This is a genomic window from Aurantimonas marianensis (assembly GCF_024195285.1).
GTDB lineage: Bacteria > Pseudomonadota > Alphaproteobacteria > Rhizobiales > Rhizobiaceae > Aurantimonas > Aurantimonas marianensis.
This window is the reverse complement of the sequence record NZ_JALHBS010000033.1, coordinates 25203-38343: the sequence shown is the minus strand read 5'-3', so window position 1 is coordinate 38343 and position 13141 is coordinate 25203. Positions and strand designations below refer to the sequence as shown.

The window sequence follows — 13141 nt, the reverse complement described above, 5'->3', positions numbered from 1 at the left end:
ACGATCTTTACGAGGTCTCCGTCGCCGAATTGCACCGCGCTGAGATTGACCGAGACGAAAAGGTCCTTCGGCCAGAGTGCGATCTGGCGGGTCGCCTCGCGGATAACCCATGTGCCGATGGCCTTGATGTAGCCGCGCGCCTCGGCGATCGGCACGAACACCGCCGGGGAAATGTGGTCGCCCTTCTCATCGCGCAGCCGCAGCAGTGCCTCGAAGCCGAGCAGGCGAGAGCCGTCGCCATTGACGATCGGTTGGTAGAAAAGTTCGAAACTCTCATTCTCGACCGCTGCGCGCACCAGCGCCTCGACATAGCGCCGATGGTGCATCGCCTCGTCCATCGAGGGCTCGAAGAAGACAAGGTTGCGAGTTTTGTCGGTCTTGTGATGCAGGTGCGCGATCTCGGCGTGTTTGACCAGTTCGGAGTGGGTACGCCCGTCCTCCGGCACCATGGCGCAGCCGATCGAAACCCGGGGTTTGACGATCTCTCCGGCGAGTTCGACCGGCTCGCAAACCGCGTCGAGAATTCGTTTGGCCAGTGCCGCGATGTCCTCGACCGATGTGATCCGGCGGCGCAGGATCGCGAAGTCGTCGGCGCCGATCCGACCAAGAAGATCGCATGGGTCGACGACCCCGGCAAGGCGGGCCGCGACCACCGTCAGAAGTTCGTCGCCGCAGTTTTGGCCAAGCCGGTCGTTGATCTCGGAGAGTTCGTCCAGATCGATATACAGATAGCCCATCTGCTCCCGGGTTGCGCGCACGGTGGCTAGAACGCGGTCGGTTTCCTCCTGCATGCGCCTGCGATTCAACAGGTTGGTGAGGGCGTCATGATTGGCCAGGAAGTCGATGCGGTCGGCTGCCTCGGCGATCTTGCGTTTGCGGCGCAGGTAAAGCAGCAAAGGCACCCCGGTCGCCAGGAACAGGATGAGCAGCAACGACACCGAGGCGCGGGCGAGCGAGGTCTTGAAAGCGTAGCGCTGGGCGATCATATCGGCGACCACCGAGACATAGCCGATCGTCTTGCCGTTCCGAATCAGGGGGGTCAGAAACGACGGATTGGTGACGCGGTCGTCTTCGACGATCGACCATGGGCCGGGCTTGGCCAGCACAGCCGTCGATAGCCGATCGCCCGAACTGATGCCGCCCGGCCGGTCGCGCAGCAACCAGTCGTAGCGATCGGAACGGGACCGATACACTTCCTGACCTTCACGGTCGAAGACGGCGAAGCTTTCGACCCCCGCCAAACCCGCGATCTTGCGGATCGATGTCTCGGCGTCAGGTGTGCGGGCGATACCGGTCAGAAAGGCGTCGACGTGGCCTTCCGGTCCCAGGAGAAGACGGGCAAACTCGGCGCCGCGGGCGCGTGCGCCCGTTTCGACGAGCTCTCCGACAGTGGCTCCGCCGATCATGAATGCGCTCGTGACGACGAACCCGGCGATAATCAATCCGCCGAGCAGGGTTGCGCCGTATGATTTTATCACGCTGAGCAGCATTGCCATCCGCATCGATATTCAGGCGCAACGCTAGAGCGAAGGTGTAAACAATTGTCGAATTCGGGCTCGGTAGACAACCGTTGCGGTCATTTCTTGCGGCCTCGCGTGCCGTATACCAACCCACGGTAATCGGGATCCATTGGGCGGCGCTGAACCGGCTTGTCCGGCCACTCGCGCCGCAAGGTTCAGTGCGCCGCGTCGCCTCTCGTCCTGTTCCTCGTCATGCATCGGCGCCTAGGCACCGACCATGGCCAATTGAAGGGGTTCCTGTCACCGCCGGTTGGAATAAGGGGCCCTCGTCGAAAAAGAACTCATCCGTCGCCACCGTCCGAGCTCGCGAAAAGCCACGCAGACGGCACATCACGCGATCGGCAATTGACCATCCGACGGATGTGAAATTAGACTTTTTTGGGGCGACTATTTTATGCCTTTCGGGGCTGGAGAGGTTTTCATGAAAAACGGACTGCTTGTCATCGCCGTGATGGCCGGATTCCTCGCATTCGCTATGTCCAGCGCCACGGCGGGGCTGGTGGCCAAGGTCGATCTTTCGTCCCAGACGCTGACCGTCATCAAGAACGGCAGGGTGATGTATCGCTGGCCGGTGTCGACGGCGAGGAAGGGCTATGTGACACCGACCGGGAGTTGGCGGCCCAAGCGCACGCACCGCATGTGGTATTCGCGCAAATACGACATGTCGCCGATGCCCTATTCGGTCTTCTACCATGGCGGCTACGCGATTCACGGCACCAACGCCGTCAGCCGCCTCGGACGCCCGGCGTCGCACGGCTGCGTGCGGCTCCACACCGCCAATGCGCGCATCTTCTACTCGCTGGTCAAGAAGATCGGGATGCGCAATACCCGGGTCATCGTGCAGCGCTGACCGCAGGATCGCTCAGTGGGGCCGCCGCAAGACCCGCTGCGCGAGATCGGGGGCGTCGGCGGGGCGGGCGACGACCACCGTCACCTTGTGCCCCATGCGCTCGACCCGGTCGGCGTCCGATAGCGCGGAGCGGATGGCATCGACGCGCCGGTCGAAGAAACCATGGGGTGAGTGGCAGAAGGAAACCATCCAGCGTCCGCCGGTCGGTTCCACGCAGTACCGCAATTCTGACGAGTGCATAGCAATATCTCCTTCGCTTGCGGCCCTCAGTGAGCCATGAGGAGCGGGATCGGGCAGTCCCTCAGAAGGGCTCGCGTGACCCCGCCGAAAATCATCTCGCGCAGGCGCGAGCGTCCATAAGCCCCGGCGACCATGAGGTCCGCGCCGACGATCGCCGCCTCGTTCAGCAGCGCCTCGGCCGGGTGGTTCCATTTCGGCAAATGCCGGACCACTACCGAAATGCCGTGGCGGGACAAATGCTTGGCCATATCGGCGGCGGGTTCGATGCGCTTTTCCTCGCTGGAGGATGTCTCCGCCACGGAAACCAGATGTACCTGCGCCGCGCGTTCCAGAAAAGGCAGCGAGGCGGCGATCGCGTGGGAGCACTCAGTGGTATCGCGCCAGCCGATGAGAATCGTCCGCGGGTCCTTCGCCGCCGCCGCATCCGGCGGTATCACGAGAGCAGGGGCTCCGGCATCGAAAAGAACGGCTTCCAGAATATCCGTCCGCCATCTGTCGCCATTGGGGCGGCCGAGCAGAAACAGGTCGAGCGAACGGGCCAGCGTCGCCGCCGCCGGGACCAGTTCGTGCGGCATCCCGTCGACGCGGCGCAATTCCGCCGCGAAGTCCAGAGGGTCCAATCGGGCGCGAATCGTCCTCTCGGCGACGTCTCCCGCAGCCGCGCCCTCGGCCCAGATCTCGGCGGGAAGGCCTTCGTAGCCGGGTCCGATCGGGATGAAGGCGGTCGTGATGGGGTTTGCGAAAAAGACTTCGACATGCGCGCAGAAGGTGGCGTGAATCGTCTGCAGATAAGCGATCTTCGCGGCATCGCGGTCGCCTCCGTCGAGATGAACCGCAAGGTCTGCGATCCGATGCGTTCGATCGCGCCCGCCCCGGGGCGAGGGCGCGCTTTCGAAGCCGGGTGCTCTCACCGCGCCACCATCAGCACCGATCCGCGTTCCGCCGCTGCCCATGGTCTGTTCCTTTCGCCTGCCGGAGTATCGCTCCATTCGAAAGGACTTTCCACGCTCTCGTGGTCACGAACCTTGATCCCGGTCAATCGCCGGAGGATTTCGCGCCGGCTCGATCGCGGCCCGATCGGCCGCCGTTGCAAATCGGGCAGGCGACCCGTGTCAGATCATGCCGAGACCGCACTGCCTCCGGTCAGTGAGCGCGGAACGGGAGCGGGGAACACCGGATACTTTGCCTTGGATCCGCGCTATCGTTTGGTCAGCAGCTTCGATTTCCAGCGGTCGTGAAACCACATCCACTGCTCCGGGTGCTCGCGCACCCAGCCTTCCACCGTGTCGTTGAGCAGCTGGCAGGTTGCCCGAACGTCGATTTCGCCGGCGGCGTCCCGTGGCAGATCCAGTCGCGGCTTCAGTTCGAGGCGGTAGCGCCCGTTCGGAAGCCGGATCGAACGGGCCGGATAGATTTCACAGTCGAATTGGCGGGCGAGCTTCGGCAGCAAGGGGTTGGTCTTGCAGGGCCGCCCGAAGAAGGTCGTCGGAACGCCTTTGCGGAATTTCTGGTCGACCAGCATGCCGACCGAGCCGCCCCGCTGCAAAACGCCGGCAAGCGACCAGGCGGCACCGGCTTTCGAGGGGACCAGGTGTCCGCCGCTGGTGCGGCGGGCCGACTGAACCTCCTTGGCGATATAGCGGTTGTTGGGCTGGCGGAAGAGCGCGGTGAATTCGAGGCCGAACGCCGCCGCGCCGATCGGCAACAGCTCGAAGCAGCCGAGATGGCCGGTAAAGAAGATGAAGGGTCCCTTGCGCTCGCGCAATTCCAGAAAAATGTCGGAGCCTTCGACCACGATGCGCCCGGCGCCGGGGTTTTCCGGATCGAAGTCGAAGAGATCGTCGAGAAACACGAACTCCGCGGCGATACGGCCCATCTGGCCCCAGTTCTCCCTGGCGATGCGTTCGACCCAGGCGTCGTCCTTCTCCGGATAGGCTTGGCGGAGGTTCTCCTTGGCGAGCCGGTGGCGCGGCGTCAGCGGCCCCAACAGCCGCGCCGTGCGGTCGGCGAAGGCGAGGCCGGTTTCGGCCGGCAACAGGCGAACCAGCCGGAGAAGCGCGAACAGAATCTGGGCGACGACATAGTCCGCCGCCCGTTTACCCCTCAGAGCGAGGCGTGTGGCCGTGGGGTTCATGCGGCGATGGTTTCCGCGCCCTCGGCTTCGAGGTCGAGCACGATCTTGCCGAAGACCGCGCGCGCTTCCATGCGTTTCAGCGCGACCTCGATCCCGTCGAAGCCGATCCGCGTGTCGATGACCGGATGAACCAGACCACGCGCCATCTTCTGCATGGCGTCGGCCATGTTCTCCATGCGGCAGCCGAAGGAGCCGAGCAGCCGCAACTGCTGCTGAAAGAGCATCATCAGATTGATCTCGGCCGAGACGCCGGAGGTCGAGCCGCAGGTGACCAGCCGGCCGCCGCGCTTCAGGCACAGCATCGAACCGGCGAAAGTGTCCTTGCCGACGTGCTCGAACACGACGTCGACGCCCTTTTTCTTCGTCAGCTTGCGGGTGACGCCCTCGAAGCGGTCCTTGCGGTAGTTGATCACGTGATCGGCACCCAGCGCCTTGGCGGGCTCGATCTTGTCGTCGGAACCGACCGTCGTGATGACCTTACAGCCCATCATCTTGGCGAGCTGGATCGCGGCCGAGCCGATGCCGGAGCCCCCGGCGTGAATCAGGATCGTTTCGCCCGGCTCGAGCTTGGCGTTGTCGAACAGCATGTGCTCGACCGTGCCGAAGGTGACCGGCGCCAGTGCCGCGCCGACCGCGTCGCAGCCTGGCGGCGCAGGGACGAGCAGCCGGGCCGGCAGGTTGACCTTTTCCTGCGCGAAGCCGTCGAGATGGAAGCCGTGGACGCCCCCGACATGCTCGCAGAGATTGTCGCGACCTTCGCGGCAGGGGCGGCAGAGCCCGCAGGTGCGCGCGCCATAGATCGACACGAGTTGGCCCGGCAGCACCGAGGCGACGCCCGGACCGATCGCCGACACGACGCCGGCGGCCTCGGCGCCAACGACCAGCGGCATCTTGCGCTTGGCAAACGCCATGCCGCGCCAGCCCCAGACATCGATGTGGTTGAGCGCCACCGCCTTGATCGCCACGGTGACCTCGCCGGGGCCGGGCTCGGGTGGCGGTGGCAGATCGACCACCTTCAGGTCGCGGTCGCCGACGAGTTGCAATGCCCGCATGATGAAACCTCAGTCTGGATCACGATGATATTCGATCGGTTTCGCCCCGATCCCACGCGATCGAATTTAGCAAGTCGAAGCGAACGACGCAGGGAAACCGCTCCCGCTCTTGCTTGCGCTTCTGATGGTGTTAAGCCGGCGATCAGGCGCGCGGTTCGCGCCCGATGACGAGACAGACGTTCTGGCCGCCGAAGCCGAAGGAATTGGACAGCACCGTGCGGATATCGGCCGAGCGCGCCGTGTTCGGAACTGTGTCGAGAGGGATCGCCGGGTCCGGATTGTCGTAATTGATCGTCGGGGGCAGCACGCCGTGTTGCAGCGACAGCACCGAGAAGGCGGCCTCGATCGCTCCGGCCGCGGTCAGCGTATGGCCGATCATCGATTTGTTCGACGAAATCGGGGTGGTCTTCAGCGCCTCGCCGAAGATAGCGCCGAGGCCCGTCGCTTCCATCCGGTCGTTCTCCGGGGTCGAGGTGCCGTGGGCGTTGATGTAGTCGATGTCGGTCGGCTCCATCCCGGCGTCGGCGATCCCGGCCTTGATGGTCGCGATGATCGGGGAGCCGTCGGGCTTGGAGCGGGTGCGGTGGAAGTCGTCGGCGCGTTCGCCGCAGCCGTGGATGATGCCGAGGATCCTGGCCCCGCGTGCCTTGGCTGCGGTCAGCGACTCCAGGACGAGCGCGCCCGCGCCCTCGGCCATGACGAAGCCGTCGCGATCCTTGGAGAACGGCTTGGAGGCCTTTTCCGGGACGTCGTTGTTGGTCGACAGCGCCGAAAGCAGCGAAAACCGGATCACCGATTCCGGCGTGATCGACCCGTCGGTGCCGATCGCGATCGCCCGGTCGGTTTCGCCGCGCCGGATGGCCTCGACGCCGAGCTGGATGGCGGTCGCGCCCGAAGCGCAGGCGGTCGAGAGCGTGATCGGCAGGCCGCGGGTCCCGAGCCGATCGGCCAAGAGCTCGGAAATCCTGCTGCACTGGGTCAAACGGTAGATCGCCGGATTGGGGTGGCGTCTGGCCACTTCCAGCAGCCGGTCGTAGCCGGCCTCCTCGCGTTCGGCGCCGTCCATCGCGTCGAGGGCGAGGCGATGCTGCCATTCCATCTCCACCGGCGGCGCGGCCAGAAACAGCGGCCCGCCGAAGTCGTCATCCGGCAGGCCGGCCATCAGGACCGCCTCGGACCCGGCGGCTTCGGCCATGGCGTAAGAGAGGGTGGTCGAGGTGTCGTTCTCCGCTCCCATGAAGTCGACGGAGCCGGAAATGGTCGTCCGCAGCCCTTCGGTCGAGAATCGTTCGATCCGGTGGATGCCCGAACGGCCCGACGAAAGCGCGGCCCAATTGGCCTCGACGCCGCGGCCGAGCGACGAGACGACGCCGAGACCGGTGACCGCGATCACCGGACGGCCCAGGAAATCAGTCTCCGCGGCTGTCACATTGGCGCTCATGAACTGATCCTCACAATCTGCGGCCGTCCACGGCCTCGAGCAGACAAGCGCCCTCGGCGTGGAGGTGGCCGATCGCGGTCACGACCGCCCGGCGGGGCCTTGCCGATGCCGGCTGTTCCTCGCCGGGATCGAGAGGCGGCAGGGCCTCTCCGCGCGACAGCGCGCCAGCGGCCAGCGCGATCCCGGCGGGTAGCTGCGCCTCGAAGGAATGGCCGAGCAGCGTTCCATAGGCCCTCACCGGCGCCCCCGGAAGGATTTTCTCCAGAACACCACGTTCGATAGCCAGAAGATCGGCGATGCCCGTCGCGCCGGAAAGGACCAATGTCTCTTCCGCCGGCCCCTGCTGCGGCGGCAGAAGGCCCTGGAAGCGGGCTTCGGTCGCGGACGTTTCGCGCCGGCCGCGGTCGCCCGTCGCGGTGACGAGCCGGGCGTAGGCGAGGGCCGATCGGGCCGCCGCATGCTCGGCTGATTCCAGGATGACGAAGGCGCCGACGCTGCCCACGGCGATGCCGTCATGGGGCGCGGCGCGCGACGACACCGGACGCCACTCGTCCTTCAGCATCAGGCCGGCAAGATCGAAATTGAGGATCAGATCCTTGCGCTCGGCCGAAAACGCGCCGCCGACGAGGCAGATGTCGCTCTGGCCGGACGCAATCCGTGCCCTGGCCGACGCGAACGCCGAAATTCCCGCCGCTTCCTCGCCCATGAAGGTGCGCGACGAGCCCGTCACCTTGTGAACGATCGAGATGTTGCCGGCGAGGAGGTTGGAAAGTTGCGTCAGGAACAGGGTAGGGCGCAGTTCCGCCGCAAGCGTCTCGTTGACGATGCGGTCCCGGTCGTTCGCGCCCCGAGCCCGCTCCATCACCAGCGCATCGACCGCCATGTCGCGTTCGCCGCCCCCGGCCGCGACGACCATGTCGATCTTGCCGCGAGCCGCTTCGTCGGCTGGAATACCGGCATCGTCCAGTGCCAACCCGGCCGCATAGGTGCCCAGCTTTTGCCAGGTCTCCATCTGACGCTGGTCACCTTTCTTCGGGATCTGGTTCGACCAGTCGATCGGGGGCAGGGGATGGACGAAATACGGCGCGTAGGCCTCGGCCTCGATCTTCGGCTGCGGCGCGGGGCCACGGGCGAACGCGTCGAGATGTGCCGCGACTCCCTCGCCGAGAGAGGAAACCAGCCCGATTCCGGTTATGACGACGTCCCTGGCACTCTCAGTCATGCGATTGTTCCAAGCTTCCGGACCGTTCCGCCTCCCGCCGGCGCGATCGGTTCGTGGCGTCCCGCGCTGCGCGGCATGATGGCGACACTCCGCATGGTCCGTTGCACGCCATCGCGCCGCTATTCAAACACGGCGCGCTTTGCCCGCAGTCGCGCGAAGGCGGGGTAGTGGCGGCGCCACGAAGACAGCGTCGCCTTAGACGGCCTTGGCCGCGCGCAATTCATCGATCTTCGCGCAGAGGTTCTTCAGCACGAAATATTCTTCCGTCGGAACGTCGCCGTCATTGACCTCCTGGGTCCATTTCTCAAGCGGGATCTTGATCCCGAACTCCTTGTCGATCGCGAACACAATGTCGAGGAAATCCAGTGAATCGATTCCCAGATCGTCGATCGTGTGGCTTTCCGGTGTGATCTGGGCGCGGTCGATCTCGCTGGTCTCGGCGATGATGTCCGCGACCCGGTCGAAGGTTGAAGACAATGATTTATCCTTGTCTGATGGGTCATGGCGAATTTGGCGCGAAGCTATAGGGAATTCGGCGCCAAATGCAAAGCCGCGATCACCCCGTCCCGACACCGCGGGTGCTATGCGGGTGCGAGGTGTCGAAAATGAGGGGTGCGAAGCGCAACGTTTTTGTTCGACAGTCGGGTGCCGCCAAAAACTGACAGGCTCAGACCACCCCGCCCGCGGATGCAGGGGAGGTATTCGAAAATGCCGCTCGCATGACCCGGAGGCGCGCGGCGAAGAAGGCGCATGCTTCGACGAGCCAGCTCCGCCAACCCGTCACAGCTTCTGGACCACCGTTTCAAGCATGTCGCGCACCTGACCGGCGACCGATGTCAGCTCCGTGTTGTCGATCGAGGCCATCGAGGCGACGGGATCGACCGCGCTGACCTCGACGGCGCTCGGCCCGGTCCTTCGCACGATCACGTTGCAGGGAAGCATCGCGCCGACGCGCGGCTCGATGCCGATCGCCTGATGCGCCATGCGCGGATTGCAGGCGCCAAGGATCAGATAGTCGTCCATGTCGATGTCGAGTTTCTTCTTCATCGTCGCCTTGACATCGATCTCGGTCAGAACGCCGAAGCCCTGGTCGCTGAGCGCCGATCGGGTGCGTTCCACGACGGCATCGAAATCCTCCGCGTCGACGACCCGGTTGATCGTATAGGCCATTTGACGTCTCCTAAAAAAACCAGCTCAGCGGCTGAGATATTTCACCAGCGCGGCGATCGCCAGGATGACGGCCACCAGCAGCAGCAGCATCCAGATGCCGCCGAATCCCATGCCACCGCCCATCCAACCAAATCCATCCATCATCGGTTCCCCTTCTCCTCTCTTTCGTTCGCGCGCGGTCAAGCGCTCGCAGAGCTGACTGTGTGGCCTGGCCACGACATAAGGGTCAATGATCGGAATCAACCGGCGCGGCGGCTGCGTACCTGCTGGGGTGTCGCGGGCGATGAAGGATTTGCGGCGCGACAGGAGCCGTAAATGCTTGCGTCCGGGGGATCGGGCGGAACAGTCGGCGCGATTGCAACGTTTGCTCCAGACGACCGGATCACTTTCCAACGGTCGGCGACGCAGGGCCCCCGGCCACGGCGGGCCGATCGCGGCAAGCCGGAGATGATGTCCAGATCTCCAGGTGCAGGGCAACGATCGATGAGCACGAACAAGACAGAGGGCCGAACCCTTTTTCTCACCAACCGGCTGATCCGGGCAGCCACCGCGCTCGGCCGGATCACCGCCCAGGTGCACCGGGATCAGCATGGCCTTTCCGCGCCGGAGTTCAGCGTTCTCATCATTCTCGGCGCCGCCGGCGGGAAGGCGTTCACCTCCTCTTACATCGTCGAAACCACGGCGATGGACAAGACCAAGGTCAGCCGCGCGGTGTCATCTCTCGATGATCGGGGATGGCTCGGCCGAAGCCGTGCGACCACCGATCGGCGTTTCGAATATCTCACTTTGACCGAGGCCGGCATGCAAGCCTACTCGGCGCTCGTTCCGAAGGTCGAGGAAGCTGAAAATCAGGTGCTGAGTGAATTGAGCGAGGACGAACTCGCCGGCCTCGAACGAGGACTGGCCGGCCTCGACCGCGCCTTCGATCAGTAGAAGCGGAGGGAAGGACGGCGGGGGCATTGGCGGGTATGCGCAAACCCTGGAACACGGTACCGACTCCTGGGTGAGGGTGAGAATTCGGCCAGGCGGATGTTTCGACAGGAGTTGCCGTGGAAACCAGACACGCATCCCGCCGCGCCGCTCATCCGGCAGAGGTGCGGCTCCCGCGCGCTCCTGGCCTACGGACGGTGACCCGTTGACGTTTTCGCCCTTCGTGAAGGGCGCTCGAGGGGGTGAGGCTCTCGGCCGGTCTCAGTCTTCCAACAGGAAAGTGACCATCAGATTGACCTTGAATGCGGTTATCTGGTCGTCTTTGACCCGGACCTCTTGCTCTTTCACCCATGCCCCCTGGACGTTGCGCAAGGTTTTCGTTGCGCGGCTGATGGCTTCGCGAATCGCCGCCTCGAAGCTTTCAGGCGAGGTTGCGGAGATTTCCGTGACGCGTGCGACGCTCATGGTCTTTTCCTCCCGCGAGTAAAAAGGCAAAACGGTCCGAGGCTGCGGGAGGTTCCGTCTCCATTATGGATCCGGAGATTCGGCCGACGGCGGCGAGCCGCTACCCGCACCGCTTCGACGCCGGCCCCATTACAAAGTCCGGCTGTTTGCTCCATATCGGCTCCAGAGCGTTTAACCGCCGTCTTGAATGGTGCATGCCTCATGCGATTAATCCAAGCACGCCGCTTCAGCGTTGCGCCGATGATCGACTGGACCGATCGCCACTGCCGGTTCTTTCACCGGCAGTTGACCCGGCGCGCGTTGCTCTACACCGAGATGATCGTCGCCGACGCGATCCTGAATGGCGACGCGGACCGGCTTTTGGACTTCGACACGGCGGAGCATCCGGTGGCACTGCAGATCGGCGGTTCGGATCCGGACAAGCTGGCGCGCGCCACCCGGATCGCCGCTTCCTACGGCTACGACGAGATCAACCTGAATGTCGGCTGCCCGTCGGACCGGGTCCAGTCCGGCACCTTCGGGGCCTGTCTGATGCGCGAGCCGAGCCTCGTCGGCGAGTGTCTGGGGGCGATGGTCGGGGCGAGCGCCATCCCGGTGACGGTCAAGTGCCGGCTCGGCGTCGACGATCAGGACCCCGAAGAGGCCCTCGACCGGCTCGCCAACGCGGCGGTGGCGGCCGGCGTCGCGGGAATCTGGGTCCACGCGCGAAAAGCTTGGCTTGAGGGTCTGAGCCCGAAGCAGAATCGCGACATTCCGCCGCTCGACTATGATCGGGTCCATCGCCTGAAGCAGCGGCTTCCCGATGTCTTCGTGGGGCTGAATGGTGGGGTGAAGACGCTTTGCGAGGCGGAGGCGCAGCTTCCCCACGTCAACGGCGTAATGATGGGACGCGCCGCCTATCAGACGCCGGACCGGCTCGTCGACGTCGACGCCCGCTTCTTCGGCGAAGCGCCCCGGAACATCGACTTTGCCGCGCTGATCGAGGTCATGGCGGACTATGCCGCCCGGCACATGGCGCAAGGCGGCCGGCTCGGCCAGGTGACGCGGCACATGATCGGGCTGTTCAACGGGATGCCGGGCGCGCGGCGCTGGCGGCAGATCCTGTCCGAGGGCGCAAGCCGTCCCGATGCCGGGCCGCAGCTGCTTTTGGAGGCGTTCGCCGCCGTGCGGGTCGGGACCGCCGCCCGCGCCGCCGCTTGAGTGCCACGCGGCCAACCGGTCTTTCGGCTATCGATGCGCTGAAACAGGGATGCAAAGGCCGCGTCGACGGCCTATGACGCGCCATGATTCCGATCGATGTCGCCTCCCTTGCCTCCCTGGCCTTGCCGATCGTCGCGGCCGCCGCCGCCGCCGGCTTCCTGGCCGGTCTGTTTGGCGTCGGCGGCGGGGCGATCTTTGTCCCCGTCCTCTACCAGACCTTCGAGGGGCTTGGCGTCAGCCACGCCGTCTCGATGCATCTGGCCATCGGCTCTTCGGTTGCGATCATCATCCCGACGTCGCTGCGCTCGCTTGCCTCGCACTGGAAGCGCGATGCGGTCGACTGGAAACTGCTGAAGGGGTGGATCGTCGCGATACCGCTTGGTGCGGTGGCCGGGGCCGCTGTCGCTGCGTCGGCCACGTCGGCGGAACTTCGCGCGATCTTCGCCGCGCTCGCCTTCACGCTCGGGTTGAAGCTGATCTTCGGGCGCATCGGCTTCTCGCTGGGCACGGACCTGCCGGGCCTTGTCGGCCGCTCGCTCGCCGGGTTCCTCATCGGGCTGCTGTCATCGCTGATGGGAATCGGCGGCGGTATTCTCAACAACACCTTCATGACGCTCTACGGCCGGCCGATGATCCAGGCGGTGGCGACCAGCGCGGGTGTTGGCGTCCTGATCTCGATACCCGGCGTTCTCGCCTATATCGCCGGCGGCTGGGGCAATCCGCTGCTGCCGTCCTTCAGCCTTGGGTTCGTCAGCCTCGCCGCCGTCGGCCTGGTCGCGCCGGCCTCGATTCTCGCGGTACCGCTCGGGGTGGCGCTGGCGCATCGGCTGACACGACGCCAGCTCGAACTCGGCTTCGGCGGGTTCCTGCTGATCGTCGCGGCTCGCTTTGCCTATAGTCTTGTGTGAGCGTCGATC

14 protein-coding genes are annotated in these 13141 nt (G+C 65.0%); 4 read left to right on the top strand and 10 right to left on the bottom strand.

What is annotated here, in order from left to right:
• Positions 1-1490 (bottom strand): diguanylate cyclase domain-containing protein (locus MJ956_RS06290; protein WP_253963625.1); only part of this gene is annotated, 1490 nt, incomplete at its 3' end.
• Between the two features lie 451 nt (positions 1491-1941).
• On the opposite strand from MJ956_RS06290, the gene MJ956_RS06285 reads away from it, so the two are divergent.
• Positions 1942-2370: a L,D-transpeptidase gene (locus tag MJ956_RS06285; protein ID WP_206453545.1), complete on the top strand. Its 429-nt coding sequence runs from the start codon at positions 1942-1944 to the stop codon at positions 2368-2370.
• A gap of 12 nt (positions 2371-2382) precedes the next feature.
• Here the strand turns inward: MJ956_RS06285 and MJ956_RS06280 are convergent, their stop codons facing one another.
• The 8 genes from MJ956_RS06280 to MJ956_RS06245 all read right to left on the bottom strand — a co-directional run bounded on the left by MJ956_RS06280 (position 2383) and on the right by MJ956_RS06245 (position 9629).
• Positions 2383-2610, bottom strand: coding sequence for a hypothetical protein (locus MJ956_RS06280; RefSeq protein ID WP_253963624.1), 228 nt, complete (start codon positions 2608-2610; stop codon positions 2383-2385).
• A gap of 26 nt (positions 2611-2636) precedes the next feature.
• The gene (locus MJ956_RS06275) at positions 2637-3563 is read right to left on the bottom strand and encodes a universal stress protein (protein ID WP_253963623.1); all 927 of its coding nucleotides are present in this window, start codon (positions 3561-3563) and stop codon (positions 2637-2639) included.
• Positions 3564-3808: 245 nt separating this feature from the next.
• Entirely contained in the window at positions 3809-4744 is a 936-nt protein-coding gene (locus MJ956_RS06270) for a lipid A biosynthesis lauroyl acyltransferase (RefSeq protein ID WP_253963622.1), read from the bottom strand.
• Positions 4741-5796, bottom strand: a complete 1056-nt coding sequence (locus MJ956_RS06265; protein ID WP_253963621.1) for a zinc-binding dehydrogenase — start codon at positions 5794-5796, stop codon at positions 4741-4743. Before MJ956_RS06265 ends, MJ956_RS06270 begins: the two co-directional genes overlap by 4 nt.
• Before the next feature lie 142 nt (positions 5797-5938).
• Entirely contained in the window at positions 5939-7237 is a 1299-nt protein-coding gene (locus MJ956_RS06260; RefSeq protein ID WP_253963620.1) for a beta-ketoacyl-ACP synthase, read from the bottom strand.
• 10 nt (positions 7238-7247) lie between these two features.
• On the bottom strand, positions 7248-8459 hold the full coding sequence (locus MJ956_RS06255; protein ID WP_253963619.1) for a beta-ketoacyl-ACP synthase: 1212 nt from the start codon (positions 8457-8459) through the stop codon (positions 7248-7250).
• A gap of 195 nt (positions 8460-8654) precedes the next feature.
• Complete coding sequence (locus MJ956_RS06250; protein WP_206453538.1) at positions 8655-8936, bottom strand: acyl carrier protein; 282 nt, start codon at positions 8934-8936, stop codon at positions 8655-8657.
• A 303-nt stretch (positions 8937-9239) separates the two neighbouring features.
• The gene (locus MJ956_RS06245) at positions 9240-9629 is read right to left on the bottom strand and encodes a DUF302 domain-containing protein (protein ID WP_253963618.1); all 390 of its coding nucleotides are present in this window, start codon (positions 9627-9629) and stop codon (positions 9240-9242) included.
• 483 nt (positions 9630-10112) lie between these two features.
• On the opposite strand from MJ956_RS06245, the gene MJ956_RS06240 reads away from it, so the two are divergent.
• Positions 10113-10562 carry a MarR family winged helix-turn-helix transcriptional regulator gene (locus MJ956_RS06240; protein ID WP_253963617.1) on the top strand — a complete coding sequence of 150 codons (450 nt, stop codon included), beginning with the start codon at positions 10113-10115 and terminating at the stop codon, positions 10560-10562.
• A 258-nt stretch (positions 10563-10820) separates the two neighbouring features.
• Here MJ956_RS06240 and MJ956_RS06235 read toward each other — a convergent pair whose 3' ends face one another.
• Entirely contained in the window at positions 10821-11024 is a 204-nt protein-coding gene (locus MJ956_RS06235) for a dodecin family protein (RefSeq protein WP_253963616.1), read from the bottom strand.
• A gap of 201 nt (positions 11025-11225) precedes the next feature.
• On the opposite strand from MJ956_RS06235, the gene dusA reads away from it, so the two are divergent.
• Together dusA and MJ956_RS06225 are read left to right on the top strand one after the other, a co-directional pair.
• Positions 11226-12224, top strand: coding sequence for a tRNA dihydrouridine(20/20a) synthase DusA (gene dusA / locus MJ956_RS06230; RefSeq protein WP_253963615.1), 999 nt, complete (start codon positions 11226-11228; stop codon positions 12222-12224).
• A gap of 83 nt (positions 12225-12307) precedes the next feature.
• Positions 12308-13132 carry a sulfite exporter TauE/SafE family protein gene (locus MJ956_RS06225; RefSeq protein ID WP_253963614.1) on the top strand — a complete coding sequence of 275 codons (825 nt, stop codon included), beginning with the start codon at positions 12308-12310 and terminating at the stop codon, positions 13130-13132.
• Positions 13133-13141: the final 9 nt, after the last annotated feature.

What these genes read in the sequence shown, in the direction of transcription:
- MJ956_RS06275 (WP_253963623.1), bottom strand. Translation starts at nt 3,563, where the DNA reads ATGGGCAGCGGCGGAACGCGGATCGGTGCTGATGGTGGCGCGGTGAGA.
- MJ956_RS06285 (WP_206453545.1), top strand. Translation starts at nt 1,942, where the DNA reads ATGAAAAACGGACTGCTTGTCATCGCCGTGATGGCCGGATTCCTCGCA.
- MJ956_RS06280 (WP_253963624.1), bottom strand. Translation starts at nt 2,610, where the DNA reads ATGCACTCGTCAGAATTGCGGTACTGCGTGGAACCGACCGGCGGACGC.
- dusA (WP_253963615.1), top strand. Translation starts at nt 11,226, where the DNA reads ATGCGATTAATCCAAGCACGCCGCTTCAGCGTTGCGCCGATGATCGAC.
- MJ956_RS06225 (WP_253963614.1), top strand. Translation starts at nt 12,308, where the DNA reads ATGATTCCGATCGATGTCGCCTCCCTTGCCTCCCTGGCCTTGCCGATC.
- MJ956_RS06270 (WP_253963622.1), bottom strand. Translation starts at nt 4,744, where the DNA reads ATGAACCCCACGGCCACACGCCTCGCTCTGAGGGGTAAACGGGCGGCG.
- MJ956_RS06245 (WP_253963618.1), bottom strand. Translation starts at nt 9,629, where the DNA reads ATGGCCTATACGATCAACCGGGTCGTCGACGCGGAGGATTTCGATGCC.
- MJ956_RS06240 (WP_253963617.1), top strand. Translation starts at nt 10,113, where the DNA reads ATGAGCACGAACAAGACAGAGGGCCGAACCCTTTTTCTCACCAACCGG.
- MJ956_RS06260 (WP_253963620.1), bottom strand. Translation starts at nt 7,237, where the DNA reads ATGAGCGCCAATGTGACAGCCGCGGAGACTGATTTCCTGGGCCGTCCG.
- MJ956_RS06235 (WP_253963616.1), bottom strand. Translation starts at nt 11,024, where the DNA reads ATGAGCGTCGCACGCGTCACGGAAATCTCCGCAACCTCGCCTGAAAGC.
- MJ956_RS06255 (WP_253963619.1), bottom strand. Translation starts at nt 8,459, where the DNA reads ATGACTGAGAGTGCCAGGGACGTCGTCATAACCGGAATCGGGCTGGTT.
- MJ956_RS06265 (WP_253963621.1), bottom strand. Translation starts at nt 5,796, where the DNA reads ATGCGGGCATTGCAACTCGTCGGCGACCGCGACCTGAAGGTGGTCGAT.